The organism is Actinoplanes sp. TBRC 11911 (genome assembly GCF_012933445.1).
In the GTDB taxonomy this organism is placed as follows: Bacteria; Actinomycetota; Actinomycetes; order Mycobacteriales; family Micromonosporaceae; genus Actinoplanes.
In genome coordinates, this window is the sequence record NZ_JABBNC010000003.1 from 110,633 (window position 1) to 128,174 (window position 17,542).

At 70.3% G+C, this 17,542-nt stretch carries 12 protein-coding genes and 1 tRNA gene; 8 read left to right on the top strand and 5 right to left on the bottom strand.

Translation table 11 applies throughout. The features are described 5' to 3' along the window. Positions 1 to 346: 346 nt before the first annotated feature. From HH310_RS06290 to HH310_RS06305, 4 genes are all read left to right on the top strand, one after another. Positions 347 to 430, top strand: a tRNA-Leu gene (locus tag HH310_RS06290). A gap of 869 nt (positions 431 to 1,299) precedes the next feature. After that, complete coding sequence (locus HH310_RS06295) at positions 1,300 to 1,821, top strand: GNAT family N-acetyltransferase (protein WP_169174464.1); 522 nt, start codon at positions 1,300 to 1,302, stop codon at positions 1,819 to 1,821. A 1,075-nt stretch (positions 1,822 to 2,896) separates the two neighbouring features. Then, positions 2,897 to 3,709 (top strand): MOSC domain-containing protein, encoded by an 813-nt coding sequence (locus tag HH310_RS06300; protein WP_169174465.1) that lies wholly within the window; start codon positions 2,897 to 2,899, stop codon positions 3,707 to 3,709. Positions 3,710 to 3,752: 43 nt separating this feature from the next. Beyond that, positions 3,753 to 4,745, top strand: a complete 993-nt coding sequence (locus HH310_RS06305; protein ID WP_312033870.1) for an expansin EXLX1 family cellulose-binding protein — start codon at positions 3,753 to 3,755, stop codon at positions 4,743 to 4,745. Positions 4,746 to 4,784: 39 nt separating this feature from the next. On the opposite strand, the gene HH310_RS06310 is transcribed toward HH310_RS06305, so the two are convergent. Continuing rightward, positions 4,785 to 5,330: a cyclopropane-fatty-acyl-phospholipid synthase family protein gene (locus HH310_RS06310; protein ID WP_169174466.1), complete on the bottom strand. Its 546-nt coding sequence runs from the start codon at positions 5,328 to 5,330 to the stop codon at positions 4,785 to 4,787. A gap of 81 nt (positions 5,331 to 5,411) precedes the next feature. Between HH310_RS06310 and HH310_RS06315 the strand changes: the two genes are divergently transcribed. Continuing rightward, positions 5,412 to 6,650: a hypothetical protein gene (locus HH310_RS06315; protein ID WP_169174467.1), complete on the top strand. Its 1,239-nt coding sequence runs from the start codon at positions 5,412 to 5,414 to the stop codon at positions 6,648 to 6,650. Here the strand turns inward: HH310_RS06315 and HH310_RS06320 are convergent. Continuing rightward, positions 6,647 to 9,568, bottom strand: coding sequence for a LodA/GoxA family CTQ-dependent oxidase (locus HH310_RS06320; protein WP_169174468.1), 2,922 nt, complete (start codon positions 9,566 to 9,568; stop codon positions 6,647 to 6,649). The two genes, HH310_RS06315 and HH310_RS06320, sit on opposite strands and share 4 nt — an antisense overlap. An 11-nt stretch (positions 9,569 to 9,579) precedes the next feature. Next, positions 9,580 to 11,115, bottom strand: coding sequence for a S8 family serine peptidase (locus HH310_RS06325; RefSeq protein ID WP_248293757.1), 1,536 nt, complete (start codon positions 11,113 to 11,115; stop codon positions 9,580 to 9,582). A 125-nt stretch (positions 11,116 to 11,240) separates the two neighbouring features. Here HH310_RS06325 and HH310_RS06330 point away from each other — a divergent pair, with 125 nt between their 5' ends. Beyond that, a complete protein-coding gene (locus HH310_RS06330) occupies positions 11,241 to 11,648 on the top strand; it encodes a hypothetical protein (protein WP_169174470.1) in 408 nt (135 codons plus the stop codon). Then, a complete protein-coding gene (locus HH310_RS06335) occupies positions 11,639 to 12,694 on the top strand; it encodes an NAD(P)/FAD-dependent oxidoreductase (protein ID WP_169174471.1) in 1,056 nt (351 codons plus the stop codon). The genes HH310_RS06330 and HH310_RS06335 overlap by 10 nt, the downstream gene beginning before the upstream one ends. Here HH310_RS06335 and HH310_RS06340 read toward each other — a convergent pair. After that, positions 12,685 to 15,600 (bottom strand): helix-turn-helix transcriptional regulator, encoded by a 2,916-nt coding sequence (locus HH310_RS06340; RefSeq protein ID WP_169174472.1) that lies wholly within the window; start codon positions 15,598 to 15,600, stop codon positions 12,685 to 12,687. The two genes, HH310_RS06335 and HH310_RS06340, sit on opposite strands and share 10 nt — an antisense overlap. Positions 15,601 to 15,756: 156 nt before the next feature. Here HH310_RS06340 and HH310_RS06345 point away from each other — a divergent pair, with 156 nt between their 5' ends. Next, complete coding sequence (locus tag HH310_RS06345) at positions 15,757 to 16,356, top strand: adenylate/guanylate cyclase domain-containing protein (protein ID WP_169174473.1); 600 nt, start codon at positions 15,757 to 15,759, stop codon at positions 16,354 to 16,356. A 10-nt stretch (positions 16,357 to 16,366) separates the two neighbouring features. Here the strand turns inward: HH310_RS06345 and HH310_RS06350 are convergent, their stop codons facing one another. Then, positions 16,367 to 17,521 carry an NAD(P)/FAD-dependent oxidoreductase gene (locus HH310_RS06350; protein WP_169174474.1) on the bottom strand — a complete coding sequence of 385 codons (1,155 nt, stop codon included), beginning with the start codon at positions 17,519 to 17,521 and terminating at the stop codon, positions 16,367 to 16,369. Between the last annotated feature and the right edge of the window lie 21 nt (positions 17,522 to 17,542).

Below are 17,542 nucleotides of genomic sequence, written 5' to 3' on the forward strand. Positions count from 1 at the left end.
GCCGCCGTGTCGGTCATGCGGTCGGCGCTTCACGGGCCGGTCTGCAACATCAGGTTCATGGGATGTGCGGCTGAGGAGCGGGTCGGCCGCCCGTGTCGGCGGAGCTTATGTCCCTTACGCACCGCCCATACGTGACGCCTTCCCGGCCTGCCCCCCGCACGTCCCGCGTTGAGCGTGCGGCCCGCGGCACCCTGATCAGGGCGGTGCGGGCAACCACCGACGGCAATGTCTTGGCAGGTGCCGGGCCACGTAGTTGCCGGGTTCGCAAGCTGAAGTGGCCGACCAACCACGAGCACGACCGACCGTCTAAACTCTTGTCAACGCTTTGTCCTACGGGGCAAAACGGGCGGGAGTGGCGAAATAGGCAGCCGCGCGGGTTTTAGGTGCCCGTGCCCGAAAGGGCGTGGGGGTTCAAGTCCCCCCTTCCGCACTCGGCTGGGGCCGGAGTGTGTCCACGGAGTGCGTGGACCTGGCAGCCTCGTTCCTGTGCGCGACTTCGTCGCGCGAAGCGGGGGCTTCGCCACCCGCACCCCCCGAACAAAACCCCGTCACGTGGCGGGGCGGGGTGACCCGGCGACTCACGAACCCAAAACCCCGTCACGTGGCAGGACCGGCGGCACCCGGCGACTCACGAACCCAAACCCCGTCACGTGGCAGGGCGGGCGGTACCCGGCGACCCACGAACCCAAAACACCGTCGCGAGACGGGGCGGGCGGCACCCGGCGACCCACGAACCCAAAACACCGTCGCGAGACGGGGCGGGCGGCACCCGGCGACCCACGAACCCAAAACACCGTCGCATGACGGGACGGGCGCGGCCGGGAGACTCGCAAACCAAACCCGGTCGCGTGGTGGATCAGGTGCGTGCCGAGGCACATCCAAAGGCGTCACGGCGGTGACTCGGTGCGGCCCGGAGGACGTCAGAAACCAAACCCCGTCACGGCATCGACGCGGCTTGACGCGGAGCAGGGTTGCAAGAACGAGTCCGTCGTCTGGCGAGCGGCGCGACCCCGAGCACAACCGCAAACCAAAGCCGTCACGTGGCGACTCGGCGCGACCGCAACCAAACCCGCCACGGCACCGACTCGGCTGGTTCTTGCGGCCGTGCTTCGGGTCGAGCCCGTCATGTGGCCGGCGCGACCCGGAGCGTGCCCGCAAACCAAACCCGTCGCGGGGTGAATTTGGTGCGGCCCGAGCCACGCCCGCAAACCACGGCCGTCGCGGGGACTTGGCGCGAGCCGGGGCACAGTCGGGGTGGCTCGCGGCGGTCGGGGTGTGGGGGTTCGCGATGATGGCTGCATGGGGCTCGAGTTTGTGCTTGATCCGGGGCTGGACGATGGGTTGCGGGAGCGCGTCGTGGCGCTCTGGACCGAGGTGACCAATGCCGGTGGTGCGGTGGGGTTCGTGGCGCCGGTGACGGCGGAGCGGGTGCGGCCCGTTGCGGAGGCGGCCTTCGCCGGGGTCTCCGAAGGGATCGACCACCTGCTGGTCGGGCTCGACGACGGCGAACTCGTCGCGCTGCTGTTCGTCGTGGACAACCGGTTCGCGCTGAAGGATCACTGGCGCGTCCTCAAGCGCGTCATGGTCACGCCGGCTAGTCAGGGCCGGGGGTACGGGGCCGCGCTGATGCGTGAAGCCGAGCAGGTGGGCCGCAAGCTGGGGCTGGTCGGCCTGCAGGTGACGGTCCGCGGGGGCATGGGAACCGAGAAGTTCTACGCCCGGCTCGGCTATCGCGAAACCGGCCGCCTGCCCGGCGCGCTGCGGCTGGCACCCGGCGACGACCGTGACGAGATCTCCATGTGGCGAGACCTCGCAAACTAGAGACTTTCGCGTTAGAGGCCTTGGCTCGGACCGGCTTGCCGCGCGCGCAGCCTGGGTGCATCGCATTGCCGCGTGTTCAGCCCGGGTGAATCGCTTCGCCGCGTACGCAACCCGGGCACCGCCGGCTTGCCGCGTCCCTAACCCGGGCACCGTCGGCTTCGCCGCGTCCGCAACCCGGGCACCGTCGGCTTTGCCGCGTCCACAACCCGGGCACGGTCTGGCTTGCCGCGTGCGCGGCCCGGATGCCTCGAGTTTGCCATTGGCGGCCCGGGTCGTTCCGTGGCCGAGCACCAAGATCGCGGGACGGCGTAATGCTGCGTATTCTGGCGAACCGGGCTGGTCAAACCGCTATTCACCGCCCTCCCAGTTTCGTTATGTGTAGCTGTTCAGCTGGTTCCGTCGGCCCGTAGTCCCCGTGCGAGGCGGCGTCGCCAGGTCCCAGCTCCCCACAGTGGGCGCCCCCACCCGGGTGTGGGCACTAGCGACGCTGGGGGGCTGTGGCTCCCCACACCACGGCCACCCCGACCCACGTGTGGGGAATCGCGACGCCGGGGGAGGCTGCGGTTCCCCACACCGCGGCGACCCACAGCGGGTGTGGGCACCTGTAACGGCCGGAACGTCCCAGCTCCCCACAGCGACGGCCCTCACACGTCCGCCACGGAAGGCCAAAGCATCGGAGGGTGAGCGGCGCGAGAACCAGCTGAACGGTTCCGTTATGTGGGACCGGCGTCCGTTGTGTGGGACTGGTGACCACATCGTGGCTGCGGGTCCGCGATGTGGGATTCGTGTCCACTGTAGAGGACACTTTCGTCCTCTCTTGCGGCTTTTGTTCCCTTGCTTTACGCGATGTTTCGTGGACCTTGGATACTTATGGCTCGCATATGGGCGTAACTCTCCAAGGTCTCAAGAGGGTCCACGATGTGGTCGCGATCGGCACATAGTGAGACCGGTGACCCGGGCTTGTGGCCACCGCAGACGCGTACCGGAACGCCGGACCGTTTCCGCCCAAAAATCGCGGCGCGGGCGGCGGTGCATGGGGGGCGCCGGCTTTGAGGGCACGTGACAGGGTTGGGGTATGCGTATTACCGGGGTCTTCACGCATCCGATCAAGGGGTGCCACCGGGTTGAGCAGGGCTCGGCGCGGGTTGAGCCCTGGGGGCTTGAAGGTGACCGACGGTGGATGATCGTGGATGCCGACGGTGTGGGGATCACGCAGCGCGAGGCGCCTGAGCTCACCCAAATTTCGGTACGCCCGCGCGAAGGTGGCCTGGAGTTATCGACACCCGGCCGGCCCCCGCTCGACGTCAACGAGCCGCACGATGGGCCCAAGGCGTTCGTGCGCGTCTTCCGGCACAAGGACCCGATCCCCGCGCGGGTCGCCGAGAGCGGGTGGATCGGGGCGTTCCTCGGGCGCGAGGCGCGGCTGGTCTGGCAGGCCGATCCGACGGTGCGGCCGATCAGCTCGCACGCCGAACCGGACGATCGGGTCAGCTTGGCCGACGCCTTTCCGGTGCTGCTGTCGAACGAGGCGTCCCTGTCGGCGCTCAACGACTGGCTGGTCGAGGCCGGCCAGGAACCGGTGCCGATGACCCGCTTCCGGCCCAACCTGGTGGTCGGCGGCGCCGCGGCCTGGGACGAAGACACGTGGCTGGGCAAGCGGCTGCGGATCGGGGAGATGACGTTTCGGGCGGTGTCCGCGTGTGGGCGTTGCGTGGTCACGACCACCGATCAGGAGACCGGGGACCGCGGCCGCCAACCGCTGCGGATGCTCGGCGAGCGGCGCCGCTTCGGTACCGAGCTGCGGTTTGCGATCAACCTCATCCCGTACGGGCCGATGGGCCTAATCCGCCTGGGTGATCCGGTCTCGGTTGTCTTAGCGGACTCTTAGAAGAGTTGCCGTCCGTACGGGGTGCCGCGCAGCATGGCTCAGCGTGACCGGACGTTGGATCGGCTTTGTTACGCCTCGACGACTCGCAGCGAGCGGCGCCGTCCTGTTCGCCGCCGTAGTCGGCATCGCGCTGCTGCTGCAGAACGGCGGGTCGGCCTGCGCGGCACCGCCGTCCACGTCAGCGATCAAAGGCGACGCCAAAGCAGCACTGTCCACCTCGGCGATCAAAGGCATGGCGCCGCCGTCTACCTCGGCGAGCAAGGGCAAGGCCACCTTTTACGATCTCGGCGGCGGGACCGGGAACTGCTCGTTCCCCAGCGCCCCGGCCGATGATCTCTTCGTGGCGCTCGGGCCGGTGCAATACGCGGCGGGGGCGGCCTGCGGCACGTATCTCGACGTCACCGGGCCCAAGGGCAAAGTGCGGGTCAAGGTCATCGACTCGTGTCCGCCCTGCGAGCCGGGGCACATCGACCTGAGCCGCACGGCGTTCAAGAAGATCGGCGCCGAGGTGGACGGGGTCATTCCCATCACATACAAAACCGTGAAAAATCCGGTTTTGTCGGGGGCGCTCGGCGGGCTGAGTGTGCGGATCAAGGAGGGCGCCTCGCGCTACTGGTTCGCCGCGCTGATCGACAACCACGGGACGCAACTGACGTCGGTCAAGGTGGCGACCGGCAGCGGCGCGTTCCGCACGGCCCACCGCGAGGACTACAACTACTGGATCATCGACAGCGGCGCGGGGCCGGGACCGTACAAAATCAAGGTCTCTGATGTGTACGGGCGGACGGCCACGCTCACCGGCATCACGATGACCCCGGAGCGAACCCAGAAAACGACGGTGCGCCTGGGTGGCACCCCGAAGCCCGCCGCCACCAAGAAGCCCGCGAAGAAGGCCGCACCCGCCGCGACGCCACGCCCGCCTTCGTCCCCACCCGTGACAACCGAGGCAGCACCGGCCGCGCAACCTCTGACGACAACCCTTCCCGCCGACGCCGCAGCAAACCTCGCCGCCCGTCCGGCCTCCTGCCAGGGCTGACCGCCTACTTCACGGAACGCGCCCGCCGGGCGGGACCGGTCAGGCGGGGCGGGTTGCCTTTACGCACTGCAGGCCGTTTTCGGTGATTACCTCTGTGGTGAAGCCGGCCTCTGCGAAACGGTCCCGGGCGCGCGCCGCGATCTGGTCCGAGCGCCCCGGCGTCGGCCCCCGGCCCCAGCAGGCGAACATCGCCCCACCCGGCACGAGCAGCCGCCGGACCTGGGCGAACTCCGCGCGCGCCGGGCCGATCCAGAACAAGCTCACATTAATGGAGAAGATTTTGTCGAAGGCGCCGTCCGGGAAACCGGCCTCGCTGAACTCCGCCACCTGCACCACCGCCCGGCCGTCCTCGATGTAGGACGCGTTGCGGGCCGTCGTTCGCTTGACCGCCGTCGCCGAGCGGTCGATCGCGGTCAGCACGCCGCGGCCGGGGGCGAGGCGCTCGGCGACCAGGGACACGGCCGTGCCGCCGCCGCTGCCGATCTCCAGGATTCGGTCGGCGGGCTGGATGTCGAGGCGCTCGACGGTCCAGCGGATCCGGGCGCCGGCGTCGCCATTCAGGCCGGCGGACGGGCTAGGGGCCATTCCCCCACGATAAGCGCAAGATCCCGGACCAGCCACGGGCAGAAAAAGACCAAGATCACGAACCGGCTATGGTCTGCGGCCGTGAAACTTCTTCCCGTTGCGGCGGGCATTTTGATACTGGCGCTCTCGGCGTGCTCGGCTGCCGAGGGCGCTAGCGCTACCCCATCGACGTCGCCCGACTTGCTGGAGTACTCGGCGCCGCCCCAGACGGCCTACGAGAAAGCCGCTGATCTCCTCGACGACCAGGCCCAGGCCATGCTCGACGGCAACGAGCAGAAGTGGCTGGCGGCGATCGACCCCGGCAAGCCTGCGCTGGTGGCGCAGTACCGGGCGATGTTCGAGTCGTTGCACACGCTGGGCGTCGCCAACTTCGGGTACCGCCAGAAGAATCTGCGATCGAAACCGTCCTCGCCGAAGATCGAGATGGCCACGACGATCGAGTACTGCATGAGTGCCTGCGGTCTCGGGTCGGTCGATCCGCCGACCCCCTCGGTGCATCAGTACGTGACGGTCGAGACGGTCGCCGGGCAGCAGCGGATCACCGCGATGCGGGTCGAGCAGAGCAAGGACAACCTCGACCCGGTCCCGTGGGAGGAGAAGGACCTGGTCGTGCGCTCCGGTAAGCGGGTGATCGTGGCCGGCCCGCACAGCGAGGCGAGCAACCTCGACAAGGTGCTGGCCGCGGCCGAGCAGGCGGCGACGCTCAACGACCGGTTCGCCGCGATCGAGGAGAACCCGCAGACGCGGTACCGGGTCTACGTGGCGGACGCCAAGGCGTGGAAGCGCTGGTTCGGCAAGGCCGGCACGAACGGCGCCGTCGGTTACGCGTACAACATCGGCGGCCCGGACACCGAGGTGGTGCTGCGGATGGACGAGTTACGGCGCAGCAAGCAGGACCTGATCTCAGTCGTGAAGCACGAGATGGGTCACGTGGTCACGTTGAGCGACCTCAACACGCAGAACGACGACGACATGTGGCTGTCCGAGGGCGTGGCCGAGTACATCGGGGAGTACCCGAAAGCGGCGACGCAGAGCCTGCGCATGGCGGTGGTCCGCGCCTCCGGGAAGCGGCTCACGACGATCGCCCAGCCCGCCCTGGCCGACGACGCCTCGATCGTCGCTGCCAATGTGTACTACGGGTTCAGCCACCTTGCGGTCGACTGCATGGCCAAGACGTACGGGGAGAAAAAGCTTTTCGATTTTGTGAAGGTGAAGATGCGGGAGGGCTTCAGCTACGACGACGCGTCCCGCAAGGTCTACGGCAAGCCGTTCAAGACCGTCGACAAGACGTGCGTGGCGCGGATCCGCAACCAGGTCTAATGCGCGGAGCCGTGCCCGAGCAGGGTGCCGCGCGGATGGTCGGCCACCTCCTCGGCCGATGACGCGAACACGAGGTGCCGGACGGTCCCGGTCGGTGCGGGTGGTGCCGGCGCCTCGGTCGCCGGTTTGAACGCGACCCGCCGGCCGGGAGGCGGCGGCGACGACGGCAGCGAACGGATCCAGTCCGCCCAGTACCGTTGCTCCTCGTCGGTGAAGACGCGGTACATGTGGCCGCCGAACCGCATCTGCGCCATGAACGGGCTGCCGTCCGGGTCGCCCGGCACCACCTGACCGCTGCCCACCAGCGCGTCGAGCATCTGCCCCGGGTTCTCGAACAGGTTGTTGGACATCCCGGTCTGCGGCGCCACCCGGGCGTGGTTCAGGCTTCCGTACTTCTTCTTGTGCTCGATCATGGCGATGACCCGATCCCGCGTACGCGTCGGCGACGTCACCTTCGCGGCCAGGTCCGCGCCGAGCGTGCCGGTGGTGCGGAACGCCACGTACCCGTTCCACACGCGCCGCCACTGCTCCTGCCGGCTGTCGTCGGGGAAGCGTCCCAGGTAGCGCTTCACCGCCCGCTTCGCGATCCCGCCGTGCCCCTCGTGCGCGTTGTCGATCGCCACGTGCAGCGCGTAGTACGTCGAGTCCAGCTTGTGGTGCTCGAGCAGCCGCTGCGTCGTGGTCAGCTCCACCGACTCCCACTCCAGGAACAGGGTCATGCCGAGGATCTCGGGGAAGAACTGCTCGGTGAACTGGGAGACGACCAGCTGGAACAGCGGCAGCGTGAACGCCGATTCGAGCAGGGTGTCGTCCTGGGCGTACTCGATGCTGGACAGCGGTGCGGTCTGGATGCGGACGCTCTCCAGCGTGCGGGTGAAGACGTTGGCGTGGTTCTGGCCCGGGTCGCCCTCGCCCACCTCGTCCAGCCAGATGCGGGTGAGGAAGCCGGTCAGGTCGTCGATCGGCCCGATGGTGGCGACATTGCGCAGCCACACCCCGTCGGTCTGGTTCAGCGGTCCGGACTGCCGCAACCTTTCCACCACATCTTCCCGCGTACGGAACAGCGAGTCGGACGCCGGATCGTAGCGCCCGGCAGTGTCCACGAGAGCGTCGTAGATGCTGTCCATGCGGGCGTCGAACGCGCGTTCCTCGTACCGGAAAGGCTTGAGGTCGGTGTCGGTGAACGGGTCTTTCTGCTTCGCCGCCGCCGCCTCGAGGAAACCGTTCGCCAACTTCCACGCCATCGGCAGGAAGTCCGGGTACTGGTACAGGTTGAGCATGATGTGGAAGTAGTCGCGGTGCCGGAGCCCCACGTACGAGGGGCGTTCGGTCTCGACAACGACGCCGTCGGCGGTCGGCTTGAGGAAGCCGAGCTGCGGCCATTCGTCCACCATCTCGCGGTGCCTCCTGTCGTTGCGGCCCTGCGCCGGGGAGACCGGCAGCTGGTCGCCGATGCCGCGATCCCACCGCCACCGGGGGAAGGCGGTCGTCTTGATCGCACGGTCCGCGGTGCTGCCGTCCGGGAACAGCGCCGCGGCCACCGCGTGGTAGTCCTGCTCGACGATCACGTCGTCCGGGCGCTGAGCCGGCCACCACAGATGCCGGCAGTCGGTGAAGTCGGCCTGCCACGGCACGGCCATCCGCTCGGTCATGCAGCCGGGCACCTGGTCGCCGCGGAACCGGAACGGCGCCGCGTACCGGTCGGGGTCGCGGCAGAGCGAGCTCATCTCGATGCCGGGGAAGAACGGCCCGCCCACGCAGGCTTCGAGGGCGGCCCGGTCCAGTCTTTCCGGTTCGGTCGCCGTGGCCGGGGGATCGCCCACGGTGAAATGGCCGTCCGCCCACAAGGTCAGCCGCTGATATTGCAGCGGGGTCACCGTGAACCAGGTTTGCGGTTCGCCCGGGGTGCCGGCGCCGCCGTCGCCGGAGAGCTGCGGCATGTACGCCGGGGTCGCCTGCCGACGGGCGGTGGCCTCGTCCGCGATGGTGTGCGGCACCCGGATCAGCCCGACGATGCGGCGCCGCGCCTGCGCGCCCGCCTCGCCCGGGTCACGCAGCAGCGCCAGGTGATCCGGTTCGAGGAAGTCGCCGAAGCGTTCCACCACGCCGTCCCGGCTCGCGGCGTACCGGTGCCCGCGGGTGGCCGGCCCGCTCACCCACTGGTAGCCCATGGCCCGCGCGAGCAGCGGCACGATGTCGTTGTCGAAGGACACCTCGCCGGGCGGTTTGATCCAGTCCTTCTCCCAGGCGACCTGCTCGGCCACGTCGTACAGGGTGACGAGGTTGCTGATCGCCGGGGCGAAGTCGGGCGGCGCCACCACCACCCAGGCCGGGCGCACCTCGATCTCCTGGCCGTCGACCACGACGCGGGCGGTGACCGGCCCGTCCGCGGTGTCGTCGTGCCAGCCGTCGTTGTCGGCGAAGCTGGGCAGTGGCTTGTCGTCCGGTTCCGACCCGGAGCGTCCGTGACCGCCGAGCACCAGCAGCCGGCCCTGCTCGTCGGTGCGCAACTCGCCCAGGTAGACCGGGTGGCCGAGGAAAGTGCCGCCGTCGAAGGTGGCCTTGGCGGCCGGTCCGCTCACCGACCGGGTGCCCGGGTCGATGACCAGGCGCTCCTCGGCGACGCCCTCGTTGCGCCGCGACGGTCCACCGCGGACGGGCAGGAAGACCTGCGCGGCGCCTTTGCGGTTCACCAGGTGTGCGGTCCAGGTGATGTCCGCGTCGGTGCCGGTCAGCTCGCGTACGGGCTGGTCCTGCTCGTTGTAGGCGAAGATCCGGAACCGGACCGCCTGCCGCTTCACCCGCCCGGCCGCGTCTTTGTAGGACGAGGGCTCGTCGAGGAAATACTCGTCGGGGCTGTCGCCGACGCGGGCGATGCCGATGGCGGGATGAATGGCGCAGTAGGCGATCCGGTCCATGCGTGCCACCTCTATCCGGCGAGTTTGACTGCTACCTGAACGGCGTTGCCCGCGTTCACCCGGCCGAAGCCGTACCGCGCACTGTGGCCTCGCACGTCGTACTCGCCCGGGGTGTCGTCGATGCGGTCGGACGTCTCTCGCAGGATGTTCTTCACCTCGTCCCAGCGCAAGGCCGGATTGGCCGCCAGGATGAGGGCCGCGACGCCGGCCACGCCCGGGCAGGCGCTCGACGTGCCGCCGAACGAGTTGGTGTAATCGCCCGCGGCGTCGCCGAGCGTCACGTCACCCGAGTTGTAGCCTTCGCGTCCGGTGCGGTCGGTGGTCCAGATCCCCGGCGTACGCGACGGCTCACCGTTGCTGCTCGGGAAGGTGCACCAGACGGCGTCGCCGAAGTCGCTGTACCGGCTCTGCTGCCCACGGTCGTTGCATGCGGCGACCGCGATCACCTTCTCGTAGCTGGCGTAGCCGTCGTTGTCGACGCTCTCGGCACCGTTGCCGGCCGCCCAGGTGATCACGCAGCCCTTACCGCCGCGACCCTTCGTGACCGCGTACTCGATGGCCAGCCTGGTGTTGTCCGGCAGCGGCACCACCTGCTGATGCACCGGGTCGTTGGGCACCCACCACTTGCCGTCCATCGGGCCCCAGCTGCACGAGATCACGTCGGCGCCGTGGTCGGCGGCCCAGACGAACGCGTCCGCCTCGTCCTGCGAACCGAGACCGGACACCAGCCGCACCGCCATGAGCCGCGACTCGGGTGCCACCCCGGACGCCTGGCCGGTGCCGTCCCCGCAGGCCACGCCCGCGCAGGCGGTCCCGTGGTTGTCGCCCTCGCTGGGCCGCGGGCTGTCCGTCCGCGGCCGGCTGACCGAGTGCGGGGCGACCAGCTTGCCCGCCGAACGGAACTCCTGATGGTCGATGTCCACGCCGTCGTCGATGACGCAGATCGTGGTGCCCTTGCCGCGGGTCACATCCCACGCCGCGACCACGTTGGCGTGCTCGTCGATGTCGGCGCCGCCGATCATGGCCCGGCCCAGGTGCCACTGCTGCCCGAACATCCCCATCCGGGCCACCTCGCGGATCAGCTCGGGATGGCAGTAGTCGACGTCGTCGCGGTCCAGCAGCGCCTCGGCCACCGTGAAGATCTCGCGCCCGGTCCCGGCCGGCGCGCCGGCGAAATACCCGAACGGAGCCCGGCTCTTGATCTCCAGGCCGGCGTCGGCGAGCACCCGCTCGGCAACCTCGGCACGCACGTCGTCGCGGAACTTGACGAAGACGTTCTCGGTGTAGACGACCGGCGCGCCGAACTGGTCGCGCAGTCCACGCCCGGCGAACTCGACCTCGGGGTCCGCGTTGATCGCTTCGGACAGCGCGGCGGACGACCCGGCCTCGGCGGCGTAGACGCCGACGCCCGCGGACGCGAAGCCGAACAGCGGGGCGAGCTGTTCCTGGGCCCGCCGCGCGTCCTCGGACAGCGGGGAGACGTCGTGCCGCGCTCCGCGTCGCGCCGACCGGATGACCACAAGGTCGTCGTTGTCCTGGAGTTCCATTCGGTATCCGGAACTGCCTCCGAACCGGCAGCTGAGCATGGCGATCCCCCTTCAGTCAGGATGCATGCCTTCACCCTGCGCAACTCAGCTCTTGCGGACAGCCTGGTTCACGACAGACTGGGGTGGTGAAAGCGTCGGAAATCCTTCCCGGTGCACCCGTTCGGCTGAGTGGCGACCTCCGTCTGGCCGAGGACCTGGTCGCGGTGCACGGCGACGCGGAGCCGGTGGTGGTGCCGGTCGCCGCCGCCGCCGGCCGGCTCGGCCCGGTCTATCGGCGGGTGCCGGGCGGCGATCCGGTGGTGCCGACCGGGCGGGTGCTGGTGCGGTTCGCCGGCGACGCCGACCGGGCCACGATCCTGCGGGCGGCCGGGTACGAGGTCGCCGGGACGCTCGGCTACGCGCCGGACGCGGTGTGGGCGCGGGCCAGCGACGGCGGTGTGCTGGGCGCACTGTCGCATCTCGACGAGCTGGCCGCCGCGAAAGACGTGGTGCACGCCGAGCCGGAGCTGCTCGGCGAGCGGGCGTGGCGCTGACCCGCACCGTCGCCGTGCTGGGCTGCGGCCCGTCCGGGACGGCCACGGCGATCACGATGACCCACGCCGGGCTCGACGTGATCCTGATCGATCCGGACCGTGCACCGGACTGGGAACCGGGCGAGGGCCTGCCCGCGGTGGCCGCCGGTGCGCTGCGCACGCTCGGCGTCTGGCCCGCCTTCCAGACCGCCGGGCACCTGCGCAGCAGCGGTTTCCTGTCGTGCTGGGGCTCGGACGAGCCGGCGTTCCGATCCGCCATGCTCGACCCGCGCGGGCCGTCGTGGCAGCTCGATCGGGCCCGGTTCGTCCGGATGCTGCGCACCGCGGCGGGCTCTCCGGCGGCGCGCCGCCTCACCGGGGCCCGGCGCGACGGTTCGGTGTGGACGATGTCGTTCGCCGATGACAATCCGCCGATCACCGTGGATTTCGTGGTGGACGCAACCGGCCGCGGCAGCGTCCTGGCCCGCCTGCTCAACGTGCACCGCCGGGTGGACAGCCGGTTGGTCGGCATCGCGGCGGTGCTGGCCAACCCGGACCCCGCCGACGCGGCCAATCTGCTGGAGGCCGTGCCGTACGGCTGGTGGTACGTCTCGCGGGTGCCCGGCGACCGCCTGGTGGTGGCGCTGTTTACCGACGCGTCGATCGCGGGCCGGGACCGTCTGACCGCGCTCGAGTCGTGGACGCTGATGCTGGGGGCGACCCGCCGGGCCGGGCGCCGGGCCGGGTGGCCGCGGCTGCGGATGCTGAGCGCACTGCACACCGCGGCCTCGGGAAGTTCGGCACTCGAACGGTTCGCCGGTCCGGGCTGGCTCGCCGTCGGGGACGCGGCCTGCGCACACGATCCGCTCTCGGCGCGCGGCCTGCACGACGCGCTGACCGGCGGCATCGCGGCGGGCGAGGCGATCGCGGGCGGCTCGATCGACGACTACGCCTCGGACGTGGCCGCCGGATACCACCGATACCTGACCGAACTGGACTGGTATTACCGCCAAGAAACCCGTTTCCCCGGTACGCCGTTCTGGACCGCTCGCCAGAGTCAGTCCTGACCGCCGAGATGCAGACGATGGGCGATGGCCGCCGCCTCGACCCGGTTCGCCGCGTTCAGCTTGCCGAGAATGTTCGACACGTGCACGCTCGCGGTGCTCTCGCTGATGAACAGGGCCCGCGCGATCTCCCGGTTGCGCCGCCCCTCCTTGAGCAGGATCAGCACCTGAAGCTCGCGGTCGGTGAGGTGGAACGGATGTTCCGGTGCGGCCGGGTCCGCCAGGGCCGGTGCGCCGAGGTCGATACGCGCCCGGTCGGCGAGCGCGGTGATCTCCTTGAGCAGCATCCGGGCGTCCAGCTCGGTTGCCGTGCGGTGGGCGCCGCGCAGCACCTGGGCGGCCCGCGGGTCGCGCTGCCGGACCAGGCCCTCGCACTGGCGCCACCGCGCGTACGCCGCCGGATGCGGTCGTTGCAGGCCGTCCCAGCCGTGCGCCACCTCGCCCCACACGGCTGGGTCGGATTCGCCGGTCAGCCGCGCGAACTCCGCCTCGCCCATCGCCGCGTCCACCGCGGCCTCCGGGAACGACCGCTGCCGAATGTCCATGCCCTGCCAGAGCGACGCGGCCCGGGAACGCAGTTCGGTGCCGCGCTCCCGCACCTGGGCGACCGGCCGGCCGCGGGCCCGCCGCCGCTCCGCCTCGTCCGCCTCGATCCGCAGCCCGAGCACGCATAACGCCACCGCCTGCTGGTCGTCGCCCCGGCCGCCGACGATCGCGAGGCCGGCCTCGACCTCGTCGTGCGCGGTCGGATAGTCCTCCTGCCACATCGCCCGGACCGCCGCCGCCGCGTGCACGAGGCCGTGGTTGAGCGGGTCGTCGTTGTTCTTGAGCTGCTCCATGGCCTGCTTGATCTGCTGCGCCGACTCCTCCGGCCGGTCGCGCGCGGCGGCCAGCTCGGCGAGCGCCACGAAGGTCATCAGGGCGCGTGCGGTCGCGTGATGGCTGGCCAGCAGCAGATCGGCGACCTGCTCGGCGCGCTCCCAGTGGCCGGTGCGCCACAGCACCAGGACGATCGAGTCCAGCATGTCCAGCATGGGCGGGAACATCACGCCGACGTCGCCGCTCCAGGCGAGCGCCTCCTCGGCGGTGGCCACCGCGTCCGCCGTCCAGCCCACGAAGTCCAAGGCCAGACACAGATGGTTGTACGCCCCGCAGACGCCCTCGACGTCGTCCTCGGCGCGCGCCACGCGCAGTGCCTCGCGCATCCGGCCGATTCCGGTCTCCGGATCGCCGTGCATGGCGAAATGCCAGCCGGACGTCTTGAGACCGAGGACCTCTTCCCGTCGCCGGCCGGCGTCGCGGGCCAGCCGCAGGGTCTCCTCCCACAGCGGCGCCGAGTCGACGTACCGGCCACGGTTCGACAGCGACTGGGCCAGGGCGGCGGTGACCCGGGCGTGCTCGGCGGTCGCGTCGCTGCCGGCGAGGAGGCGATAGGCCCGGGTGTACGCGGTCAGCGCGCGAGCGCCGTCGACCCGATCCAGGTAGGTGCCGAGTGCCTCGTGCAGCAGGGCGCGGCCGACAGTGTCTCCCTGGTCGGTCGCGGCCAGCGCTCGTTCGACCAGGTCGACCGCGGTCTCGTGCTCGCCCGAGTCGTGCGCGCAGCGGGCCGCGGCGGCCAGCACCGCCGCCTTGTTCTCGCCCGGTTCGTCCACTTCGTCCCAGAGGTCCAGCGCGCGCAGGAAGTACGTGAGCCCCTCGCGGTACGCGCGCACCTCGGCCGCCGCGCGACCGGCGGCCACCACCGCGGTGAGCGCGCGCGGCAGGTTTCCGGCGGCCGCCCAGTGGTGCGCGACCACCGCGGTGGCCGTGGATCGCGGGCCGTCCCGCCGTTCGGACAGCACCTCGGCGACGTGGCCGTGCAGCCGGGCGCGCTCGCCGGGGAGCAGGTCGGAGTAGACGGCCTCCTGCGCGAGGGCGTGCCGGAAACGGTACGAGTCGGTCGTGTCGATCTGGAGCACCCGGTTGGCGACCAGCTCGCGCAGGGCCGCCAGCAGCGCGTTCTCCTCCAGGTCGCTCACCGTGGCGAGCAGCGGGTGGCCGATCCGGCGGCCGATCACCGAGCACAGGCGCAGGACCGACTGCGCGTCGGCGGAGAACGTGGCGACCCGGAGCAGTACCACGTCGCGTACGTGCGGAGGAACCTGCTCACCGAGACCGCGCGCCTCGAAGATCTCCTCCGCGAAGAAGGCGTTGCCGCCGCAGAGATCGGCGATCTCGTCGACGGCGGCCGCCGGAAGGGCGGCACCGGCCAGGTTGGTCAGCAGAGCGCCCAGCTCATCGGCGTCCAGCGGGGACAACGGCAGGTGGTTCATGAACCCGCCGCGGAACAGCTCGACCAGCGCGGCCGGCAGCGGACCGGCGGCCGGCTCGTCGTCGCGATAGGTCACCATCAGCAGGACGCGCTCGCGCCGCAACGCCACGGTGAGGAAGCTGAGCAGGTCGAGACTCGACTGTTCGGCCCAGTGCACGTCCTCGATCACGAGCAGAACCGGTTTAGCGATGGCGAGCTGCGCGAGTAGCGCCAGGAACACATCGAACAGACGGGCTTGATGGCTCTTGTCGCCGTCGTGCGGTTCGAGCAGCTGATCCAGCACGGCGAAGCGAGGCCCGGCCAGCTCGGCCAGCGACCCGGCGTCGTGATCGCGCAGGAGCCGGCGCAGGGCGTCGAGAATCGGACCGTACGGCAGACCGCCGGTGCTGATGCGGAAGGATGCGCCGGCCACGACCTGACCGCCGTCGGAGAGCACCCGATCAACGGTCTCCTGCACAAGGCGCGTCTTGCCGACCCCGGCCTCACCGGAGATCAGAATGCCCGAGGCCTGTCCGTCGCGGACGTCGCGCCACACGCCGTCTATCTCGGCGAGCTCCGCTTGCCGGCCGACCAAGGGGGAGAAACGTCTCCGCCGCACGTCCGGATTATGGCAGCCCGATTCGAACAGTGGCATCCGCTTTACCGCTAGTGGAGCTTCTAAGGGTTCTGACGGCGTGATCCTAGGAGTTCTTCGGATACCCCTTATCCGCGCGCACGTCACCCTCGATGTCGGGAATCCAACAGAGGGGGGAAAATGATCGACACTCTGGCTCCGGTCCCGCTCATTTCCGTGCCCGGTGGTCTGCCGCCGTTGAACATCCGGCCCACCGCCGAGCCTCGTCGCCGGAACGTGGCGGTGCTCTTCGCCGACATCTGCGGGTTCACCAAGCTCGTGGAGAGCGTCGAGCCGGAGAAGGTGTACGACATCATGCGGCCGCTTCTCGACGTGCTGGTCGGCTGCGTTCACCAGCACGGGGGCGAGATCCAGCAGGTGCTCGGCGACGGCTTCATGGCGGTCTTCGGGCTGCGGCACGCACAGGGGAACGAGACGTCACGGGCGTTCGCGGCGGCGCGCGCCATGGTGCGCGCGGTCGGACTCGGCCAGCCGGACGTACACATCGGCGTCGAGTCCGGCGAAGTGCTGGTCACGAGCTCGTGGGAACCGGCGACCTTCGGCGTGTGGGGGCACGCCGTGAACCTCGCGCAGCGGTTGTGCACGGTGGCCGGTCCGGGCGAGATCGTGCTGGGCCCGGCCGCGTTCGCCGGCACGCCGTGTTCGTCGACGGTGGTCGACGCCCTGGTCCAGGTGAGGGGGATAGCGGACCCGGTGCCGGCGCACCGCATCATCGGGTAACCGGCGCTGCTCACACCGGAGGAGCGACCTCCGGTGTGAGCCGCTCCCGGCCGAACCAGCGACGCACCCGGTCGGCGCCGAACTCGTGCTTGTCGGCACGGTAGAGCTCGGAAGCGTCGTCGAACCGGCCGGACGGACGCTGCCCTTGCACGAAGGTGACCTCGACCCGGCCGACCTTGTCCGCGCCGAACTCGACGTAACAGATGCCCCGGCCGCCGTAGGTCGCGGTCGCCTGGCCGTCGCTGTGCCGCGCGATGATGCGCTCGGCCACGATCGCCGCCTGCCCTTCGGCGAAGACCCCCGCCTTGGGGGTTCCGACGCTGGTGACGTCGCCGATCGCGTACACGCCGGGGTATCGGGTTTCGAGGGTGAGCGAGTCGACCGGGATCCAGCCGTCGACGGCCATGCCGGAGTTTCGCACCACCTCCGGAACGCGATGGACCGGTACGCCCAGGAAAAGGTCGAACGGCATCTCGTCACCGTCGGCGAAAACGGCCACCCGGCGCTGCGGGTCGAGCGAGCGCACGATCCGGTTCGGGTGCCAGGCGATGCCCCGCTCCGCGAACGCGGCGAGCAGCGCCGCGGAGGCGTCCGGCGACGGCGGGATCGGGGCCGGTAGGGGCATGACCAGCGAGATCTCGTGCGGGATGCCGCGGGCCGTGAGGTAGTCGTCGGTCATCAGGGCCGCTTCGCTGGGCGCCGGCGGGCACTTGAACGGCGTCGAGGTCACCGCGACGATCACCCGCCCGCCGGTGAACCGCTCGAGCACGTCGCGGGTCTGGAAGGCGCCGGCCTCGGTGTAGAACTCGTGGCCCGCCTCGACCAGCCCCGGGGTCGCCTCGGGGTGCAGGTCGGCACCGAGCGCGACGACCATGATGTCGGCGGTGAACCGCCCGGCGTCGGTCTCGACACTGCGCCCCACCGGGTCGATCGCCCGGATGGCGGCCCGGACAAATCGGACGCCGGGCTTGACGACCTCGGCGTAGGGATGGTGCACCGCCGTGGGGGTGGCGCGGCCGAACATGACGTCGAGCTTGGCGAACCCGAACACGAAGCCGTCGGCCTTGTCGATCAGGGTGACCTCGGCGTCACCTCCGAGGGCGGCCGAGAGCCTGGTGGTGAGCTCGAGCCCCCCGAAGCCCGCCCCAAGAACAAGAACACGCATGTCAGCCCCCTGGATCTTCCG

Bases quoted from the DNA above. Each gene is read 5' to 3' on its own strand.
- HH310_RS06295 (WP_169174464.1), top strand. From the start codon at position 1,300: ATGGGGCTCGAGTTTGTGCTTGATCCGGGGCTGGACGATGGGTTGCGG.
- HH310_RS06300 (WP_169174465.1), top strand. From the start codon at position 2,897: ATGCGTATTACCGGGGTCTTCACGCATCCGATCAAGGGGTGCCACCGG.
- HH310_RS06310 (WP_169174466.1), bottom strand. From the start codon at position 5,330: ATGGCCCCTAGCCCGTCCGCCGGCCTGAATGGCGACGCCGGCGCCCGG.
- HH310_RS06320 (WP_169174468.1), bottom strand. From the start codon at position 9,568: ATGGACCGGATCGCCTACTGCGCCATTCATCCCGCCATCGGCATCGCC.
- HH310_RS06325 (WP_248293757.1), bottom strand. From the start codon at position 11,115: ATGGAACTCCAGGACAACGACGACCTTGTGGTCATCCGGTCGGCGCGA.
- HH310_RS06345 (WP_169174473.1), top strand. From the start codon at position 15,757: ATGATCGACACTCTGGCTCCGGTCCCGCTCATTTCCGTGCCCGGTGGT.
- HH310_RS06350 (WP_169174474.1), bottom strand. From the start codon at position 17,521: ATGCGTGTTCTTGTTCTTGGGGCGGGCTTCGGGGGGCTCGAGCTCACC.